Genomic DNA, 19,164 nt, shown 5'->3' with positions numbered 1-19,164 from the left:
GAGCGCATGCTCGATGCGACGGTCCGGGATCAACCACAGCAGCGCTGCCAAAGCAAAGATCGCCTGAGCGGGCCATTGCGCGTCCGCCCAGGCTCTGGGCTAGCCGTCTTCCCGTGGGCGCAGGACTTCCGCTGCGAGTCGTTGCGGCCGCGCCGGAACTGAAAGCCTTGTCAGCCAGCCGCCTTGAACAAGGCCGCGACTTTCCGCTTGGTCTTGATGTTGGCCGAGATGCGGCCGGCGGCGGGCTTGGTGGCCTGCTCCCAGGTGGGCGCCTGGTCGATGTTCGTGGCCTGGTAAGGCTGGTCGAAGAAGGGATCGCGCGGTGCGGGCGCGGGGCGCTGGTCGCGGCGCGGGCCCCGGTCGCGCTGGGTTTCCAGCACGTCGCGCGGGTCGCCCAATTCGCCGGCCTCGCGCCAGGCGCGGCGGCCATCGTTGATGCGGCCGCGCGGCCGGTCCTCGTCGAACTCCAGTGCCTCGAGTTCGAGCTTGCGCTTGAGGAGCTTCTCGATGTCGCCCACCAGCCGGTTGTCGTTGGACGTCACGAAGGTCACGGCCAGGCCCGAGGCGCCGGCGCGTCCGGTGCGGCCGATGCGGTGCACGTAGTCCTCGGCGTTGAAGGGCACGTCGAAGTTGAACACCGCGGGCACGTCCTTGATGTCCAGGCCGCGGGCGGCGACGTCGGTGGCCACCAGCAGGTCGACCTCGCCCGCCTTGAAGGCGGCCAGCGCCTTCAAGCGCTCGTCCTGGCTCTTGTCGCCGTGCAGCGCGGTGGTCTTCAGGCCCTCGCGCTCCAGCGAACGCGCCAGCCGCGCGCAGCCCAGCTTGCTGTTGACGAAGACGAAGGCCTGCGACAGGCCGCGCTGGCGCACGATCTGCTTGAGCGCATGGCGCTTCTCGTCGTCGGGCACGCTGTAGAAGTGCTGCTCGACGGTGGAAGCGGTTTCGTTGGGCCGCGCGACCTCGATGGTGACCGGGTCGTTCAGGTAGCTGTTGGCCAGCCGCTTGATCTCGGGCGAGAAAGTCGCCGAGAACAGCAGCGTGGTGCGCTGCTTGGGCAGGAAGGACAGGATGCGCTGCAGGTCCGGCAGGAAACCGATGTCCAGCATGCGGTCGGCCTCGTCGAGCACCACGTACTCGACCTGATTGAGCACCGCGTTCTTGGCTTCGATGTGGTCCAGCAGCCGGCCCGGCGTAGCCACCAGCACCTCCACGCCCCTCTTGAGCTCGGCCGTCTGCGGCTTCATGTCGATGCCGCCGAACACCACGGCGCTGCGCAGGTTGGTGTTCTTGGCAAACAGCTTGACCTGCTGGGCCACCTGGTCGGCGAGCTCGCGCGTCGGCAGCAGCACCAGCGCCCGCACCGGGTGGCGCGCCGGCGAGGTGGAGGCGTTTTCGTGCTTGAGCAGGCGCTGCAGCAGGGGCAGCGCGAACGCGGCCGTCTTGCCGGTGCCGGTCTGGGCCGCTCCCATGACGTCGCGCCCGGTCAGCACCACAGGAATGGCCTGGGCCTGGATCGGGGTCATGGATTCGTAGCCCATTTCGGCTACGGCGCGCGCCAGCGGCTCGGCGAGCTGGAGGTTCGAGAAGGAACTAGGCATTAACCCGCTATTGTCCCATGCCCGGCCGGGAGCCTGCCGGCACCCGCGCCGATGCCCGTCGGGCCCCCATGGCCGGGGCGGCGGGCTGTTACATCCGGTGGCGAACTGACACAATCGCCGGATGAGCGACGGATCGTCTGTGGATTCGGACCGCACCATGGTGATGACCGTGGGCATGCTGGCCGGCCAGGTGCCGCCGCCGGAGGCCCGCGAGCACTTCCTGGTGCTGGTCGAGGGCTGGCAGCCCGGCCTGCGGCTGCCACTGAAGCCGCAGGCGCTGAAGATCGGGCGACACGCCACCTGCGACCTGACCATCCCCGACAGTCAGGTGTCCGGCCAGCACTGCGAAGTGAGCGCCCCGCCGTACATGCTGGAGTTGCTGGTCGTCGACCTGAATTCGACCAACGGCACCTACATCGAAGGCCAGCGCGTGGCCGGCCGCGGCAAGCTGCCGCACGGCGGCCTGCTGCGCATCGGCGAGCAGGTCTTCCGCCACGAATACCTGCTCAAGAGCGAGGCGGACAAGGTGCGAGAGCACGAGCGCGACCTGGAAAAGGCGCGCCACTACGTCCAGGCGCTGCTGCCGCCACCCCTGCGCAGCGGCCCCTTGCACACCGACTGGCACTACCAGCCCTCGGCCCAGCTGGGGGGCGATGCCTTCGGCTACCACCAGCTCAGCGAGCACGTGTTCGCGGTCTACCTGATGGACGTGTCGGGCCACGGCGTGGGCCCGGCCATGCACAGCGTGACGGTGATGAACCTCATGCGGCAGCGTGCCCTGCCCCAGGTGGACTTCCACGAACCGGCGCAGGTGCTGCGCAGCCTGAACGAGATGTTCCAGATGGACAGCCACGACGGCATGTACTTCTCCATCTGGTACGGGGTCTACGACCTGCGCAGCCGGGTGCTGCGCTATGCCTCCGCCGGCCATCACGCGTCCTACCTGGCCGGACCCGGACGCGGCCCGCTGCAGGCGCTGAAGACGCGCAACCTGGTGATCGGGGCGATGCCGGGCGCGGCCTTCCACGGCGCCGAGGCCACCGTGCCGCCGGGCAGCATGCTCTACATCTTCAGCGACGGCGTGTTCGAGGTCGCCACCCGCAGCGGCGGCCAGTGGGCGCTGCCCGATTTCCTGCCGCTGCTCGAAGGCCCGGCGGCGCCGGCGGGCCAGGAAGCCGGCCGCCTGTACGAGGCGGTGCGGGCGGTGGCGAAGCCGGGGCCGCTGGACGACGATTTTTCACTGCTGGTGGTCACATTCCTGTAACCTGAACGTCATAACTTGGACCGGGACGCCACCCGTCAACGGCGCGAGCGGAGCCTGCACATGCAAATGCAATTCGACATCACTCCTCTGGACGAAGGCATCAGCCTGGTGCGGCTCGATGGCCGCATGGATTCGTTGGGCGTCGACCAGATCGAGACCCGCTTCACGGCCGCGGTCGTGGCCTCCAACCGGCACGCGGTGGTGGACCTGTCCGGGGTCAGCTTCCTGGCCTCGATGGGCATCCGGCTGTTCATCGCCAACGCCCGCGCCATGGACCGGAAGGGCCGCAAGATGGCGCTGTTCGGCGCGTCCGAGCTGATCCAGGGCGTGCTGGAGGCCGTGGCCATCGACCAGATCATCCCCGTCGCCAGCGATCAGCAGCAGGCGGTGCAAGCGCTCGCGGCCTGAGGTGACCGCCTCGTTCGCCCGTGTGGCCGGGACTGCCGGCGCCATCGCCGAACCGCCGCCCGTCGTGCTGGCACGGACCGCGACGCCCTCGTCCTTGCGCCTGGTCCTTGCCGCCCAGCGCGCCGCGCTGGAGCCGGCCCGGCTGGCATTGCTGGAGTTCCTGCAAGCCGCGGATCCCACGCCCGCGCTGGTCTTCCAGGCCGAGCTGGTGGTCGAGGAAGTGCTGATGAACATTGTGTGGCACGCCTACCCCGAGGGCGGCACGCGCGAGATGCGGCTGGAGGCCGAATGGCTGCCGCAGGAGCTGGTGCTCACCTTCGAGGACGACGGCGTGCCGTTCGACCCCACGCAAGCCCGGCCGGCCAGGCCGGCCGCCACCTTGGCCGAAGCCGTGCCCGGCGGGTTAGGCGTCGGGCTGGTCCGCCGCTATGCGAAGGCCATGGCCTACTGCCGGGTCGACGCCCGCAACCGCCTGGCCGTGACGCTGTCGCGCGGCTGAAGCCCTCCTAGAGCGACTGCGCGCTGAAGGTATCGCAGGCCTTCACGCTGCCGGTGCGGTAGCCGGTCTGGAACCAGTGCTGGCGCTGGGCGCTGGTGCCATGGGTGAAGCTCTCGGGCACCACCGCGCGCCCGGCGTTGCGCTGCAGTGCGTCGTCGCCGATCTTGGCCGCCGCGTTCATGGCCGATTCGATGTCGCCCGGGTCCAGCCACTGCTTGCCCTGTTGCGAATGATGAGCCCAGACGCCGGCGAAGCAATCCGCCTGCAGCTCGACGCGCACGCTGACGGCATTGCCCTGTGCCGGGCTCATGCGCTGGCGCGCCGCCTCGGCCTTGCGCGTGATGCCCAGTTCGTCCTGCACGTGGTGGCCGACCTCGTGGGCAATCACATAGGCCTGCGCGAATTCACCCGGCGCGCCCAGGCGCGAGCGCAAGGTGTCGTAGAAGCTCAGGTCGATATAGACCTTCTTGTCGGCCGGGCAGTAGAACGGCCCCATGGCCGCCTGGCCGGCACCGCAAGCGGTGGGCGTGGCGCCGCGGAAAAGCACCAGCTTGGGCTGGTTGTAGGTGGCGCCTCCGGCCTGGAACAGCCGGCCCCAGACGTCCTCCGTGTCGGCCAGCACGATCGACACGAACTGGGCGCCGCGGTCGCCGGCCGGCGGTGCGTGCCCCTGCGGCGCCTGCTGCTGCACCGGCGCCGGGCCGCCACTCAGCAGCGACAGGATGGTGAGCGGGTTGATGCCGAACACCGCGCCGCCGATCAGCGCGATGACGATCGCGCCTATGCCCAGCTTGCCGCCGCCGATGCCGAAGCCGCCGCCGCCCCCGCCGCCGCTGTCTCGCACATCCTCGACGTTGTCCGATTCCCGATGGCCTTCCCAACGCATTGCATCTCTCCTGCCGGAACCCGCGCCGACTGCTACAGTGAAACGATGGTAGCCGCGGCTGACAGCAGCGCTCGTCGCTTTCCCACCGTTCTCGTAACGGGTTTCGAGCCCTTCGGCCCGGACAAGCTCAATCCCAGCTGGATGGCGGTGCAGGCCCTGCACGGCCGCATGGTCGGCGATCACCGCATCGTCGGCGCGCAGCTGCCCACCGTGTTCGGCCGCTCGGTGCAGGTGCTGCGCGACCTGCTGCACCGGCACCATCCCGACCTCGTGGTCTGCACCGGGCAAGCCGGCGGGCGCATCGCCCTGTCGCTCGAGCGGGTGGCGATCAACGTCGAGGACGCGCGCATCCCGGACAACGCCGGCGAGCAGCCGGTGGACACGCCGGTGGTGCCCGGCGGGCCGGCTGCCTACTTCAGCACCTTGCCGATCAAGGCCATGCTGGCGGCGCTGCTGGAGCAAGGGATCAACGCGGAGGTGTCGCAGACCGCCGGCACCTTCGTGTGCAACCACGTGTTCTATGCCCTGATGCACGAGCTGGCGGCGCGCTCCGACCTGCGCCGCACGCGGGGCGGCTTCATCCACGTGCCTTGGCTGCCCGGCCAGGGCCAGCCCTCGATGCGGCTGGACGAGATCGTGGCCGGCCTCAAGATCGCCATCGAATGCGCGCTGGTCACGGTGACCGACATCCGCAAGGAGGCGGGCGCCCTGAGTTGATGGCCCGGAACGGGCTGAATGTCCCTGCGCCGGCGCAACCACGGCACGCGGCCTAAAATCACCCGAGTGTCGATTCTCAACGCCGACCTGCACTGTCACTCGATCGTCTCGGACGGCACCCTCACACCCGAAGAACTGGCTGCCCGCGCGGCCGCCAACGGCGTCGAACTCTGGTCGCTGACCGACCACGACGAGATCGGCGGCCAGCAGCGCGCGGCCGCCGCGGCGCGCGCGCACGGCATGAAGTACCTGACCGGCACGGAGATCTCCGTGTCCTTCGCCGGCCAGACGGTGCACATCGTCGGCCTGGGCTTCGATGCGGCCGATACCGCCCTGCAGGACGGCCTGGCCGCCACCCGCGGCGGGCGCGACAGCCGCGCCCAGGAAATGGCCCGGCAGCTCGCGCTGGCGGGCATCCCCGGCGCCTACGAAGGCGCGCTGAAGTACGTCGGCAACCCGGCGCTGATCTCGCGCACCCACTTCGCGCGCTTCCTGGTCGAGCAAGGCGTGTGCCGCGACACCGGCGAGGTGTTCCGGCGCTTCCTCACCGACGGCAAGCCCGGATACGTCGAGCACCGCTGGGCGGCGCTGGGCGATGCGGTGCGCTGGATCACGCAGGCCGGCGGCATCGCCGTGATCGCGCATCCGGCCCGTTACCGCTTCACCGCCAACGAGGAGTACGCGCTGTTCGTCGAGTTCAAGGCGCACGGCGGCCGCGGCGTCGAAGTCATCACCGGCAGCCACACCGCCGCCGAGTGCGTGCAGTACGCGGACACCGCCCGCGAGTTCGGCCTGGCCGCCTCGCGCGGCAGCGACTTCCACAGCCCCGACGAAAGCCACACCGAGCTGGGCCTGCTGCCCTGGCTGCCCGGCGACCTGACGCCGGTGTGGGAAGTGGTGGCCGGCCGCATCCAGTGAAACCGCACGCCCACCCCCTGGCCGGGATCGCGCTGGTGCTGGGCGCCTGCGCCTGCTTCGCCACCCTGGACACCACCACCAAATTCGTGAGCGCCTCGGTGCCGCTGCTGATGGCGCTGTGGTTCCGCTATGCCTTCCAGGCGGCGGCGACCGCGGCCGTCGTGCTGCCGGCGCGCGGCCTGCGCGCGCTGCGCACCCGGCACCTGCCGTTCCAGTGCCTGCGCGGCGTGCTGCTGCTGGGCAGCAGCCTGTTCGCCTTCGCCAGCCTGAAGTACATGCCGGTGGGCGAGTTCACCGCCATCGTGATGATCGCGCCGCTGGTGGTGACGCTGCTGGCCGCCACAGTGCTGAAGGAGCGCGTCTCGCCGATGCGCTGGCTGCTGGTGGCCGGCGGCTTCGCCGGCACGCTGGTCATCATCCGCCCCGGCGGGGACGCCTTCACCTGGGCCAGCCTGCTGCCGCTCGGGCTGGTGGTGACCAACGCCTGGTTCCAGGTGCTGACCAGCCGGCTGGCGCGCACCGAGGACCCGGTCACCATGCACCTGTACACCGGCGCGGTCGGCACCCTGATCGCCTCGCTGGCCCTGCCCTTCGTCTGGACCCCGCTGGCCAGCGCCTCGCTGTGGGCGCTGCTGTGCCTGATGGGCGCCGCGGCGACCATCGGCCACTTCCTGCTGATCCTGGCCTACCAGCGCGCGCCGGCCGCCACCCTGACGCCCTACCTGTACTCGCAGATCGCCTTCGCCATGCTGGGCGGCCTGCTGGTGTTCGATCACGTGCCCGACGGCTGGGCGCTCGCCGGCATGGCGGCCATCGCGGTGTGCGGCGCGGCTGGCGCCTGGCTCACGGTGGTCGAGAGCCGGCGCGTCGTGCTGGAACCGATGGAAGCCTAGGACGAACGCACCGTGGCCCAATACTTCGAAGTCCATCCGCAGAACCCGCAGCCCCGCCTGCTGAAGCAGGCTGTCGCCTTACTGCAGCAGGGTGGCGTGCTGGCGGTGCCGACCGACTCCAGCTACGCGCTGGCCTGCCACCTGGACGACAAGTCGGCAGCCGACCGGCTGCGCCGCATCCGCGAGCTGGACGAGAAATACCACCTGACCCTGCTGTGCCGCGACCTGTCCGAGCTGGCCAGCTATGCCCGCGTCGACAACCGCCAGTACCGGCTGCTGAAGGCGGCCACGCCGGGCGCCTACACCTTCATCCTGGAAGCCACGCGCGAGGTGCCGCGCCGCGTGAGCCACCCGACCCGCAAGACCATCGGGCTGCGCGTGCCCGACCACCACGTGCTGCAGGAGCTGCTGGCGGCGCACGGCGCGCCGCTGCTGTCGACCACCCTGATCGCGCCGGGCGAGACCGAGTCGATCAACGATGCCCAGGAGATCCGGCAGCGCTTCGAGCGCCAGCTCGCCGGCGTGGTCGACGCGGGCGCCTGCCCGGCCCAGCCGACCAGCGTGATCGACCTCACCCCCATGGGCACCGGCGGCGACGCACAGGTGGTGCGCGAGGGGCGCGGCGACCTGGCGGCACTGGGCCTGTGAGCCCTCCGGGGGTCGCAATCGCCGTCTGAGACAATCCCGCCGTGGCATTCGACAACCTCATTCAAACCGTCCTCATCTACGCGCTGCCGGTGCTGTTCGCGATCACCGTGCATGAAGCGGCGCACGGCTACGTGGCGCGCTACCTGGGGGACAACACCGCCTACATGATGGGGCGGGTGACGCTCAACCCGATAAAGCACATCGACCCGGTCGGCACCATCCTGATGCCGCTGCTGCTTTACTTCGCCACTTCGGGCGCCTTCCTCTTCGGCTATGCCAAGCCGGTGCCGGTGAACTTCGGACATCTGCGCAAGCCCAAACGCGACATGGTGTGGGTGGCACTGGCCGGCCCCATCTCGAACTTCGTCCAGGCGCTGTTGTGGGCGATCGGGCTGATCCTGCTGTCGAACATGGGCATCTCCGAGCGCTTCTTCATCGAGATGTGCCGGGCCGGCATCCTTGTCAACCTCGTCATGTGGGCCTTCAACCTGTTCCCGCTGCCGCCGCTGGACGGCGGGCGCGTGCTGGTGGGGCTGCTGCCCTACCGCCAGGCGGTGGCGGTGAGCCGCATCGAACCCTATGGCTTTTTCATCGTGATGGGCTTGGTGATCGCAGGCGTCGTCAGTTCACTGTGGCTGCGCCCGCTGATGACGATCGGCTACCTCGGCCTGGACCTGCTGCTGACGCCCCTGAAACTGATCTTCTCCCCATGAGCCCGACCGAACCCGTCCGCTTCCTCACCGGCATCACCACGACCGGCACGCCGCACCTGGGCAACTACGTGGGCGCGCTGCGTCCGGCCGTGGAGGCCAGCCGCCGCCCCGGCACCGAGAACTTCTATTTCCTGGCGGACTACCACGCGCTGATCAAGTGCGACGAGCCGGCCCGCGTGCAGCGCTCCACGCTGGAAATCGCCGCCTGCTGGCTGGCCATCGGGCTCGATCCGGAGCAGGTCTTTTTCTACCGGCAGTCCGACATCCGCGAGATCACCGAGCTCACCTGGCTGCTGACCTGCGTCACCGGCAAGGGACTGCTCAATCGCGCCCATGCCTACAAGGCCCAGGTCGACAAGAACGCCGCCGCTGCCGTCGACCCGGACTCCGAAGTGACCGCGGGCCTGTTCATGTACCCGGTGCTGATGGCCGCGGACATCCTGATGTTCAAGGCGCACAAGATCCCGGTCGGGCGCGACCAGGTGCAGCACATCGAGATGGCGCGCGACATCGCCTCCAGCTTCAACCACCTGTACGGCGAGCACCTGGTGCTGCCCGAGGCGGCCATCGATGACTCCGTGGCGCTGCTGCCCGGCACCGACGGCCGCAAGATGAGCAAGAGCTACGACAACGTGATTGCGCTGTTCGCGCCGCGCGAGCAGCTTCGGCGGCAGATCGCGGGCATCGTGACCGACTCCAGCGCGCCCGGCGAGCCCAAGCGCGTCGAGGGCTCCGCCCTGTTCCAGATCTACGAGGCTTTCGCCTCGCGCGAGGACACCGACAAGCTGCGCCATGCCTACGCCGACGGCATCTCCTGGGCCGATGCCAAGCAGATGCTGTTCGAGCACATCGACGGCGAGATCGGGCCCATGCGCGAACGCTACGACGCGCTGGTGGGCAACCCGGCCGAGATCGAGCGCATCCTGCTGCGCGGCGCCGACAAGGCTCGCGCGCTGGCGGCGCCCCTCATGGCCGAGCTCAAGGACGCCGTGGGCCTGCGCAACCTCGCGTCGCAGGCGAAAGCCGCGAAGAAGAAATCGGCGAAGGCGGCGCTCCCGTCCTTCAAGCAGTACCGCGAGAGCGACGGCCTGCACTACTTCAAGCTCGTCGATGCGGGCGGCCGGCTGCTGGCGCAGAGCGCGGGCTTTGCCTCGCCCCAGGAGGCCGGACGCGCCGTGGCCCAGCTGAAGCAGGGCGAACTGGCGGTCGGCCCGGCGCTGCAGCTGGCCGGTGGCGTGTCGCGCGAAGACCTCGAATCGGCGATCGCCGCGCTGCTCAACGCCTGAGCTCACCGCCCCGTCACGTGGGTGCCACCGGGCGGGTCAATGCCATTCCCCTTATCAAGGGATACGCCTTCGCGTTATCCTAAGTTGTATGTCCACAGAAATTAAGCCGCCTGCCACGCGGGCGATGAACCTGTTTGTCATCGACGACCATCCCCTGATGCGGGAGGCCGTGGTGATGCTGATGCGCAGGCTGCGTCCTGGCGCCAATGTGGTCGAGCTCGAACGCCTGGGCGGCGTGAACGCCGCCGTGCGCCAGCACGGCAAGCCCGACCTGATCTGCCTGGACCTCCGGTTGCCCGACACCACCGGCACCTCGGGGATCCATGAGCTCAAGAAGCTGTTCCCCGACACGCCGCTGGCGGTGCTGTCCGCTTCGCCGGCCGCTGACGCCGAGGAAGGCTGCATCGAGGCCGGCGCCGACGTCTACATCGAGAAGTCGGCGGGCGCACAGGAGATCACCAGTGCGATGCGCGCGCTGCTGGCCGCCGAGGGCGGCTTCGAAGAGCTCTCACCCACGGACAACAAGCTGTCCAAGCGGCAAAAGCAGCTGATCGTGATGCTGGACCGGGGCCTGTCCAACCGCGAGATCGCCGACGAGCTGGGCATCAGCGAACACACGGTGAAGGTCCACCTGTGGCGCCTGTTCCGGCGCCTGGGCGTCAAGAGCCGCACGCAGACCATCCACTACGCGCGCACTCACGGCATGCTGACCAGCTGACGGACAGCCGCCGCCGCGCGGTCGACCGCCTGCCGCTCGTCCGTGGGCTCCAGGATCACCCGGAACATCGTCCCCCGCCCGGGCCGGGACGCCAGCGCCAGCGGGTGGCCGAGGATGGTGGACAGGCGCGAGACGATGTACAGCCCCAGCCCGAAGCCGTCCTCCGTGCCGAGGTACCCCGGCACCTTGTAGAACTCGCGGAAGATGTCGCGCTGGTGCGCCGGATCGATGCCCGGCCCCGTATCCCACACTTCGATGCAGCCGTGCGAGCGCCCGGCGCGCGCGGCGATCAGCACGCCGCCGCTCTGCGTGTACTTGATCGCGTTGGAGATCAGGTTGCCGACGATGCGCCGCAGCAGGATGCCATCGGACATCACGCGGCCCGGCGCCGCGCGCACGCGAAAGTCCAGCCCCTTGGCCTGCGCCAACGGCCGGTACTGCAGGTCCAGCTCGCGCAGCAGCTGCTCCAGGTCCACCGGCTCGATGTTCAGCCGGATCTTGCCCGAGTCCAGCCGCACCAGGTCGAACAGCGAATCGAACAGCGCGTTCACGGCCTTGGTCGATTCGACGATCTTGGGCGCGATCTGGTGCACCATTTCCGGCTCGCTGCTGAGCCAGTCGGCGTACAGCCCGAGCGCATGCACCGGCTGGCGCAGGTCATGGGCGGCGCTGGCGAGGAAGCGGTTCTTGATGCCCACTGCGTCGAGCGCGGCCTGCGTCTGGCGCCGCAGCGACTCGATCAGCTCGTTGTTGCGGTACTTCAGCTCGAAGTTGTGCCGGTGCGTATGGTGCAGCCGGTCGCCGGTCTGCCGCAGCAGCTGCCAGAACACCACCACCAGCACGGCGACCGCATAGTGGTACAGGGGCCCCTGGAAGCGCAACTCCACGCCGGTGTGCCAGAAGATCACGGCCAGGCAGGTGAGTGACAGCGTGTCGAGCCAGCGATGGAAGGTCCGCAGGTGGCCCGACTGGCCATAAACCGAGAACATCGCCAGTCCCGCCAGCAGCAGCCAGCACACGAACTGGTCGGTCAGGCGGACGCGGCCGAAGAACAGCAGCGCGGCCAGGCCCCACACGAAGGCGCTCACCGGCCACAACTGCCCGAAGCGGCCGAAGAACTCCAGGTGCTCGCGCGCGCCCGCGCCCATGACTTCGCGCGTGTACTTGCGCATGGTCGCGAAGCGGGCCAGGGCCAGCACGATGGAGCCGCCGGTCCACAGCAGCAAGGCGGTCGGGTCCGCGTTGTCCCACAGCACGGCCACGAAGATGGGAACGAGGAACAGCCCCACCAGCTGCGTGATGCTCGAGGTGCGCAGCAGGCTGGCGACCAGCTGCGCCTCGATCCATTCGGCTTCGTCCGTCCCGGGCGCAGGTGCGGGCGCGGGCAGGGTGTCGGGCTTCATGCCCGCGAGTCTAGGGCCTCCCGGGACCAGGGCGTGTGGGGCGCCGGCCACTAGCGCGGGACCGCGTGCTCCTTGCGGCGTTCGGCCGGGTCGATCCGCAACAGCTGCCGGTACTTGGTCACCGTCCGCCGCGCCACCTTCAGGCCTTGCTGTTCCAGCTCGCGCGCGATCTCCACGTCCGACAGCGGCTGGCCGGGGCGTTCGGCCGCGATCATCTCGCGCATCAGGCCGCGGATGGCGGTCGGCGAGCACTCGCCGCCGCGCGCCGTGCCCAGGCCGCGCGAGAAAAAGAACTTCAGCTCGAACACGCCACAGGGCGTGGCCATGAACTTGTTGTTGGTCACGCGCGAAACGGTGGACTCGTGGACCCCCAGTTCCTGGGCGATCTCGCGCAGCGCCAGCGGCTTCATCGCCATCGGCCCGTAGGCCAGGAAAAGGTGCTGGCGCTGCAGGATCGCCTCGGCCACTGCCAGGATGGTCGAAAAGCGCTGCTCGACGTTGCGCACAGTCCAGCGCGCTTCCTGCAGGTGGGCGCCGAGTTCGTCGTTCTGCGCGCTGCGGTGGCGCTTGAACAGTTCCACGTAATCGCGGTTCACCTTGACGCGCGGCACCACCGCCTCGTTCAAGGTCGCGACCCAGCGGCCGCGCACCTTGCGCGCGATCACGTCCGGGGTGATGTAGGCGGTGGACGGCGGCGAGAAGCGCCAGCCCGGATGCGGATCGAGCCGGCGGATCGCGGCGCAGGCGGCTTCGACGCTGGAGCCGTCGCAGCCCAGCCGCCGCATCAGCCCGCGAAAGTCATGCGCCGCCAGCGCATCCAGGTGATCGCGCAGCATGCGCGCCGCCAGCGCGCGCTGCTGCGGATCCGATATGTTGGCGAGCTGCAGTTCCAGGCATTCGCGCAGGTCGCGTGCGGCGACGCCGGCCGGATCGAGTGCCTGCACGCGCTTGAGCGCGATCGCCAGCTCCTCGGCGTCCGGCGGCGGATCCAGGTCTGCCGCGTCGCCCGCTTCGGCAACGGGCACCCGCAGGTAACCGTCCTCGTCGAGCGACTCGACGACTGCCAGCGCCAAGGCGCGGTCCCGCTCGGACAGCTGCAGCACGTTGAGCTGGCCCAGCAGGTGGTCCGCCAGCGAAATCGGCGCCTGCAGGGTATCGAAGACCGTCAGGTCCGGTGCGCGCGCCAGGCGCCGAATGCCGTCGGCGCCCCAGGTGAGTTGCGGTTCGTCCGGTTCGTCGTTTGCCGCCTCGGCCGCGGCATCGATGAGCGCGGGTTCGTCCTGCTCGAGAAAGGGGTTGGTGTCGAGCGCGTCGCGAACGACCTGGGCGAAATCCTGGGACGACATCTGCAGCAGCCGCACGGCTTTCTGCAGGCGCGGTGACAGCGTGGCCTGCAGCGAGGCATGCGTGTGGATGCTCAGTGAACTCATCGGTTGCCCGTCTACTGTTGTGGATCGCGCTCATCATGCGCCGGCCATCCGTCTCGCCGGCTCTGCGGCCCCAGTTCCGTTACGCGAGAAGAAGGCCGTAACCTGAAGCCGTGCCCCGATACGCGAAAAGATGCTCAAATTGCCGAGCGACAGATGAAGGCTGCTCTGCAACGCGCGAAGGACCGGATCGAGAGATCGTGGCCCGTCGCGTCACTGCGAACCTACCTGGTGGCCGTGATGTTGCTGGCGATCCTGCCGATCGCGGCGTTCATGACCTGGGAGATCTACCGGGACCTGCGCGCGCAGCAGACACAGATCGACGATGAGCTCAGCCGCTCGGCCACGGCGCTGGCGCAGTCGGCCGAGCGTGAACTGGCTTCGTCGCTCGAGGCGCTCACGGTGCTGTCGCAATCGGAACTGTTCCAGCAGGGGCGAATCGCCGCCCTCGGCCGATTGCTGCAAGGCCGGCCGCGCCGCGATTGGGACAGCATCTTCCTGCTGGACCCGGAGGGGACGCCGGTGCTGGACACCGCCGCACCGGACCTGCGCGGCGCGTCGTCCCCGGGCATGCGCGAGTTGCACGCGCAGGTTCTGCGCCGCCGCCAGCCGGTGACCGGTGCGCTCGGCGGCCAAGGCGCCGGCCAACGGGGGATCGCCATCGCCATGCCGGTGATGCAGGCCGGCCATGTCCGCTACGTGCTGGGCGCGCGCATGAGCGACGGCGTCTGGCAGCGCCTGGTGACCAGCGCCAGCATGCCGCAGGGCGCGCAGGCCAGCCTGTTCGATGCGCAGCAGCTGTTGATCAGTTATTCCTACGCGGCGGTCGTTCCTGCCGGCAGCAGGCTGCTGCCCGAAATCTGGGACGAAATGGATGGCCGCGCTTCGGGCACGCACCGCTCCACCGGCCTGGACGGCCAGACGGTGTACGCCGCCTGGCGGACCATTCCGCTGGCCGGCTGGCATGCGCGCGTGTGGCTGCCGGCCGCGCCGATCGACCGCACGTATGTCCGGGAGATCGCGACTGCGCTGGCGGCGAGCGGCGGCAGCCTGCTGCTGGGCCTGCTGCTGGCCGCGCTGGTGGCACGCCGCATCGCGAGGCCGCTGCGACGCCTGGCCACGCACGGCGCGGCCGGGCTGGGCAGCCCGGTCCCGGTGCGGGAGATCGCCCGCCTGCGCGACGCGCTGGACCAGTCGCGCCAGCAGGACGCCGAATCGGCGGCAGCCCTGCGCGCGGCGGCCGAGGAGCTCCGATCGAGCCAGCACCTGGTGGAGCTTGCGCAGGAAGCCGGCCACGTCGGCTTCTTCCACTACGACTTCCGTGCCGATCGCCTGTCATGGACGCCCGGGCAATGCAAGTTGTTCGGCATCGCCTCGCTGGTTCACGGCACCTTGCAGGATTGGTTCTCCCGCATCGAGACGGAGGACCGCGCCCGCGTCGAACGCGAGTTCTGGACGGCCTGCGCGCTGCGCCGCGAAAAGGAGACGGTGCAATATTGCGTGATACGGCCCGACGGCAGCTCATGCTGGCTGTCCAGCCGCATCGTGCTGCGCTACGACGGCCAGGACCGCGCCCTGGAGTTGACCGGTGTCAGCGTCGACATGAGCGAAGAGCGGCGGGCCGAGCGCGAACGCGCCCAGCTGACCGAACACGCGCTCGCCGCGCGCCGCGACGCGGAGGCGGCCAGCCGGGCGAAGGACGAATTCCTTGCCATGCTCAGCCACGAGCTGCGCAATCCGCTCGGTGCCATCTGCGCCGCGGTGGATGTGCTCGACGCCGCGCCGGCGGACAGCCCCGGCGCCCTGGAAGCCCGCGCCATCATCGGCCGCCAGTCGCGCAACCTGGCGCACATGGTGAACGACCTGCTCGACGTCGGCCGCGTCGTCGCCGGCAAGATCGTGCTCACGCAACAGCCGGTCAATCTGGCCGGCGTAGTGCGCCGGGTGAACGAGACGCTGGCGCTCACCGGCGAGTCGAAAGACCACCGCCTGCGGCTGGAACTGCACGATGCCTGGGTGGAAGGCGATCCGGTGAGGCTGGAGCAGGTGGCGACGAACCTGCTCGTCAATGCGATCAAGTACACCCCCGCCGGGCGCGACATCCTGGTTGCGGTGCGGCGTGCCGATGACGACTGCGTGCTCGACGTGCAGGACGCAGGGATGGGCATCCCGGATGCGCTGCTGCCGCATATCTTCGACCTGTTCGTGCAGGGCCAACGCACGCTGGACCGGCGCGCGGGCGGCCTGGGCATCGGACTGACCCTGGTGCGAAGCTTGGTGCAATTGCACGGCGGCGCCGTCTCGGTGGCAAGCTCGGCCGAGGGCACCCGGTTCACGGTGCGGCTGCCGGCAATCGAAGCGCCCGCGGCCTCGCGCGAGGACATCCTGCCGCCATCGCGCCGCCGCCAGGTGCTGCTGATCGAGGACCACGAGGATGTGCTCGCGGCGCTGCGCACCAAACTCGAACTCGATGGGCACACGGTAGCCACCGCGGCCGACGGCGTCGAGGGACTCGCGCGATTGCTCAAGCTCAAACCCGAAGTCTGCATCGTCGACATCGGCTTGCCGGGGCTCACGGGGTTCGAACTGGCGCGCCGGGCCCGGGCCGCGGGCTACCCGGGACGCATGATCGCCTTGTCGGGCTACGGGCACGAGCGGGACCAGCGGGAAGCGGTCGCGGCCGGATTCGACGCCTACCTCGTCAAGCCGGTCGATCGCCACCAGCTGCGTGCCAGCCTCAGCCTGGACTGATTTCACCTCGCGTTACACATCCTGCTCGACCGGGGCGAATAATGTTTTGGTCGAGATGTACCGGCTGTCATTCAGACCATAGGCCGCGAAGTAGTACCAGTAGTACCAATGGGACACGCACTCATCGTCGAGGACGATGCCGATTCCGCGAAGATGATGGCCGCGCTGGTCGGCGCGCACGGATTCTCCGCGGCGACGGCGCGCTCGCTGCAGGATGCGCGCCGGCAGATGGCCATGCAGCAGCCCGACGTCGTCCTGCTCGACCTGATGCTGCCTGACGGCAACGGCATGGCGCTGCTGGACGAGCAGGACCTGATCGGCAACTCCGAGGTCGTTCTCGTGACTGGGCACGCCAGCCTGGAAACTTCGATCCAGGCCTTGCGCTACGGCGCGACGGATTACCTGATCAAGCCGGTCAGCGCCAAGCATCTGCAAAGCATCCTGTCGCGCGTGACGCGGCCGTCGGTGCTGCGCGCAGAGGTGGATCACCTGCTGGACGACCTGCGACAGAGTTCCTGCTTCGGCCACCTGGTCGGCACATCGGAGCCGATGCGCCGCGTCTACGAGCAGATCGCACGGGTGGCGGGCACCTCCGTCACCGTGTTGCTGGCCGGGGAGAGCGGGACCGGCAAGGAACTCGTCGCGCGCACCGTGCACGACCTCAGCCGCCGCCGGTCAAGGCCGTTCCTCGCCGTCAACTGCGGTGCGATTTCGCCGAACCTGATCGAGAGCGAGATCTTCGGCCACGAGCGCGGCAGCTTCACCGGAGCGGAGCGCCAGCACCTAGGCTTCTTCGAGCGCGCCCATGGCGGCACGCTGTTCCTCGACGAGGTGACCGAGATGTCGCCCGCGCTGCAGGTCAAGCTGCTACGGGTGCTGGAATCAGGCACCTTCATGCGCGTGGGCTCGACCACGCCGCAGGAGACCGACGTGCGGGTCGTCGCGGCCACCAACCGCGACCCGGACGAAGCGGTGTCCAGCGGCGCGCTGCGGCGCGACCTGTTCTACCGCCTGAACGTGTTTCCGATCGACATGCCGCCGCTGCGCGAGCGGCAGGAAGACCTGCCGCTGCTGGTGCAGCATTTCTTGCAGGAGATGGGCCAGCGGGAGGGTGCCCTCAAGCACGCCACGCCGGCGGCGCTCCAACGCCTGGCGCAGTACCGGTGGCCGGGTAACGTGCGTGAACTGCGAAACGCGTTGCAGCGCGCCTATGTCATGACCACCGGCGACGAGATCACCGACCAATGGCTGCCGCGCGACGTGCTCGTGGAGCCCGCGGCGGCCGCCAGCCGCCGTGAGATGCTCGAAGTCCAGGTCGGCACGCCGCTGGCGGAGGTCGAGAAGCGGGTCATCCTGGCCACGCTGGAACACTTCGGCCACCAGAAGGAACGCACCGCCGCCGCCCTGGGCGTCAGCCTGAAGACGCTCTACAACCGGCTCAAGGAGTACGGCCTCTAAGGCGTCGCCACCCTTGGGCGGTTAGGTGGCGTCCGACCGATCCAGACCAGGATTGCCGCAAGTTTTACCGCCGGGCTGCTGGCGGAACCCCAGTTGTCGGGCACGAGCCTTGCCACATGTCGAGCACCCATCCTCAACACATCCGAAAGGAATGCTCACCATGCCCCTGCAAGACCTCAACAGCGAGCGCAGCGAGCACCCGTCGGCCACGCCCCGCCGTGCGCTGCGTGGCTTTGCCGCCATGGATCCCCAGCGCCAGCGGGAGATCGCCAGCCTGGGCGGGCGCGCTGCCCACCAGAGCGGCCATGCCCACGAGTTCACCAGCGAGGAAGCGCGCGCCGCCGGGCGCAAGCGCCACGCGCGCGGCGAACGCAGCTCTGCCTGATCGCTTGAACCGCCCCGCTGCGGAAACAGCGGGATTCAATTGGAACGCGGGCTGACACAGTCCGCGTGTCGTCCTCCCTAGGATGAGGCAAGGCACCAGGGAGTGAGCGCCATGGACGACAAGGCACCTGCCGCGGCACACGGGCCGCCGGATGATCCGGCGGCCTTGTCACGCGCGAGCCATGCGCTCTGGCTCGCGACGCTGTCGCTCATGACCGCCTACATGCACAACGCGGCGCCGGCCCATCGCTACCTGCTGGCCTGGCGCATCGCGCGCAACTTCTCCACCCTGTGCGAGCAGGAATGCTTCGACGGCAACACGCGCGCGCGCTTCTCGCGGCTGGCCGCGCGCTGGCGCAGGAAGGCCGATGCCCTGTCGCCGACAGCACCCCGGCGGCGCGGGCTCCTCGAGCGCTTGCTGCACTGAGGGAACGAGGCTGGCGCGGCAGGCGCAGCCGCATCGTGAGCCAGCCTGCCGGCCTCTGTCTTTTCAGCCCGGATTCGAGAATGCAGAATGAAGGCCATCAGCGTCGAACGCGGGATGAGCCATGACGACAGTCGCCGACATCTTGAAGTCGAAGTCCATCCGGACGGTTCACACCATCGAGGCGGCGGCCTCGGCGTTGGATGCGGTCAAACGGATGACCGACGCCAATGTAGGGGCGCTGGTCGTTCTCGACCAGGGACAGGTCATCGGCATCCTTTCCGAGCGCGACTGCGCCCGCAAGGTCATCCTGTCGGCCCGCGCGGCCGCCCAGACCCCGGTGCGCGAGATCATGTCGGCACCGGTCCTGGTCGTTCAATCGAGTCGCACGAACGACGAGTGCATGGCCTTGATGACCGAGAACCGGCTGCGCCACCTGCCCGTGGTGGATGACCGCCGCTTGGTTGGCATGGTCTCGATCGGGGACCTGGTCAAGCAGGCGGTCGCCGACCAGAGGTTCGTCATCGAGCAACTGGAGCACTACATCAGCGGCGACCGCGGCTGACGGTTCGAGGCCGGACCTTCGCTGGTCGGCCGGGCGGGGCCCGAGCGGATCGGTCAGTGCCACACGTGCGCCGCTGGTGTTGAAATAAAACCAGTTGTCATCGGGCACGGCAGTCAGAACGCCGGGAATCGCGCGTCAGAAAAGGATGATGGGGAACACCCCGAGGCCTCGAATCTGGCGGTTGCGGGTATTCACTCTTGGGAC

Annotated in this window: 19 protein-coding genes; 15 read left to right on the top strand and 4 right to left on the bottom strand. The window is 69.1% G+C overall.

The window, feature by feature from the left end; translation table 11 throughout:
• Positions 1–170: 170 nt before the first annotated feature.
• Positions 171–1,598 carry a DEAD/DEAH box helicase gene (locus UC35_RS15195; RefSeq protein ID WP_061501127.1) on the bottom strand — a complete coding sequence of 476 codons (1,428 nt, stop codon included), beginning with the start codon at positions 1,596–1,598 and terminating at the stop codon, positions 171–173.
• Positions 1,599–1,719: 121 nt separating this feature from the next.
• On the opposite strand from UC35_RS15195, the gene UC35_RS15190 reads away from it, so the two are divergent.
• From UC35_RS15190 to UC35_RS15180, 3 genes are read left to right on the top strand one after another with little or no spacing between them, the layout of a single operon-like run.
• The gene (locus UC35_RS15190; protein ID WP_061501121.1) at positions 1,720–2,862 is read left to right on the top strand and encodes a SpoIIE family protein phosphatase; all 1,143 of its coding nucleotides are present in this window, start codon (positions 1,720–1,722) and stop codon (positions 2,860–2,862) included.
• A gap of 60 nt (positions 2,863–2,922) precedes the next feature.
• Positions 2,923–3,270, top strand: coding sequence for an STAS domain-containing protein (locus UC35_RS15185; RefSeq protein WP_145979487.1), 348 nt, complete (start codon positions 2,923–2,925; stop codon positions 3,268–3,270).
• Between the two features lies 1 nt (position 3,271).
• On the top strand, positions 3,272–3,769 hold the full coding sequence (locus tag UC35_RS15180) for an ATP-binding protein (protein ID WP_061501115.1): 498 nt from the start codon (positions 3,272–3,274) through the stop codon (positions 3,767–3,769).
• 7 nt (positions 3,770–3,776) lie between these two features.
• Here the strand turns inward: UC35_RS15180 and UC35_RS15175 are convergent, their stop codons facing one another.
• Complete coding sequence (locus UC35_RS15175; protein ID WP_061501113.1) at positions 3,777–4,655, bottom strand: neutral zinc metallopeptidase; 879 nt, start codon at positions 4,653–4,655, stop codon at positions 3,777–3,779.
• A gap of 45 nt (positions 4,656–4,700) precedes the next feature.
• Between UC35_RS15175 and pcp the strand changes: the two genes are divergently transcribed.
• The 7 genes from pcp (at position 4,701) to UC35_RS15140 (ending at position 10,548) form a co-directional block, all read left to right on the top strand.
• On the top strand, positions 4,701–5,372 hold the full coding sequence (pcp, locus tag UC35_RS15170) for a pyroglutamyl-peptidase I (protein ID WP_061501112.1): 672 nt from the start codon (positions 4,701–4,703) through the stop codon (positions 5,370–5,372).
• Between the two features lie 18 nt (positions 5,373–5,390).
• A complete protein-coding gene (locus tag UC35_RS15165) occupies positions 5,391–6,290 on the top strand; it encodes a 3',5'-nucleoside bisphosphate phosphatase (RefSeq protein ID WP_061501109.1) in 900 nt (299 codons plus the stop codon).
• On the top strand, positions 6,287–7,183 hold the full coding sequence (locus UC35_RS15160; RefSeq protein ID WP_227820338.1) for a DMT family transporter: 897 nt from the start codon (positions 6,287–6,289) through the stop codon (positions 7,181–7,183). Before UC35_RS15165 ends, UC35_RS15160 begins: the two co-directional genes overlap by 4 nt.
• A gap of 12 nt (positions 7,184–7,195) precedes the next feature.
• The gene (locus UC35_RS15155) at positions 7,196–7,831 is read left to right on the top strand and encodes an L-threonylcarbamoyladenylate synthase (protein ID WP_061501104.1); all 636 of its coding nucleotides are present in this window, start codon (positions 7,196–7,198) and stop codon (positions 7,829–7,831) included.
• Between the two features lie 41 nt (positions 7,832–7,872).
• On the top strand, positions 7,873–8,544 hold the full coding sequence (locus UC35_RS15150; RefSeq protein ID WP_061501102.1) for a site-2 protease family protein: 672 nt from the start codon (positions 7,873–7,875) through the stop codon (positions 8,542–8,544).
• Positions 8,541–9,830 (top strand): tryptophan--tRNA ligase, encoded by a 1,290-nt coding sequence (locus UC35_RS15145; protein ID WP_061501100.1) that lies wholly within the window; start codon positions 8,541–8,543, stop codon positions 9,828–9,830. The genes UC35_RS15150 and UC35_RS15145 overlap by 4 nt, the downstream gene beginning before the upstream one ends.
• Before the next feature lie 124 nt (positions 9,831–9,954).
• The gene (locus tag UC35_RS15140; RefSeq protein ID WP_061501098.1) at positions 9,955–10,548 is read left to right on the top strand and encodes a LuxR C-terminal-related transcriptional regulator; all 594 of its coding nucleotides are present in this window, start codon (positions 9,955–9,957) and stop codon (positions 10,546–10,548) included.
• Here the strand turns inward: UC35_RS15140 and UC35_RS15135 are convergent.
• Both UC35_RS15135 and rpoN read right to left on the bottom strand, forming a co-directional pair.
• Positions 10,527–11,951 carry a sensor histidine kinase gene (locus tag UC35_RS15135; RefSeq protein WP_061501096.1) on the bottom strand — a complete coding sequence of 475 codons (1,425 nt, stop codon included), beginning with the start codon at positions 11,949–11,951 and terminating at the stop codon, positions 10,527–10,529. The genes UC35_RS15140 and UC35_RS15135 overlap by 22 nt on opposite strands.
• A 50-nt stretch (positions 11,952–12,001) precedes the next feature.
• Complete coding sequence (rpoN, locus tag UC35_RS15130; RefSeq protein ID WP_061501094.1) at positions 12,002–13,381, bottom strand: RNA polymerase factor sigma-54; 1,380 nt, start codon at positions 13,379–13,381, stop codon at positions 12,002–12,004.
• A 153-nt stretch (positions 13,382–13,534) separates the two neighbouring features.
• Here rpoN and UC35_RS15125 point away from each other — a divergent pair, with 153 nt between their 5' ends.
• The 5 genes from UC35_RS15125 to UC35_RS15105 all read left to right on the top strand — a co-directional run bounded on the left by UC35_RS15125 (position 13,535) and on the right by UC35_RS15105 (position 18,960).
• Positions 13,535–16,129 (top strand): ATP-binding protein, encoded by a 2,595-nt coding sequence (locus UC35_RS15125; protein ID WP_061501092.1) that lies wholly within the window; start codon positions 13,535–13,537, stop codon positions 16,127–16,129.
• A 108-nt stretch (positions 16,130–16,237) separates the two neighbouring features.
• Complete coding sequence (locus UC35_RS15120; protein WP_061501090.1) at positions 16,238–17,587, top strand: sigma-54-dependent transcriptional regulator; 1,350 nt, start codon at positions 16,238–16,240, stop codon at positions 17,585–17,587.
• A 160-nt stretch (positions 17,588–17,747) separates the two neighbouring features.
• Complete coding sequence (locus tag UC35_RS15115) at positions 17,748–17,972, top strand: KGG domain-containing protein (RefSeq protein WP_082793584.1); 225 nt, start codon at positions 17,748–17,750, stop codon at positions 17,970–17,972.
• A 111-nt stretch (positions 17,973–18,083) separates the two neighbouring features.
• Positions 18,084–18,398, top strand: coding sequence for a hypothetical protein (locus UC35_RS15110; protein WP_061501088.1), 315 nt, complete (start codon positions 18,084–18,086; stop codon positions 18,396–18,398).
• A gap of 121 nt (positions 18,399–18,519) precedes the next feature.
• Positions 18,520–18,960, top strand: coding sequence for a CBS domain-containing protein (locus UC35_RS15105; protein WP_061501086.1), 441 nt, complete (start codon positions 18,520–18,522; stop codon positions 18,958–18,960).
• The last annotated feature ends 204 nt before the right edge of the window (positions 18,961–19,164 follow it).

This window comes from Ramlibacter tataouinensis (assembly GCF_001580455.1).
GTDB classification, from domain to species: Bacteria; Pseudomonadota; Gammaproteobacteria; order Burkholderiales; family Burkholderiaceae_C; genus Ramlibacter; species Ramlibacter tataouinensis_B.
Note: the sequence above shows the minus strand (reverse complement) of the source record. Positions and strands in the feature narration are given on the sequence as shown.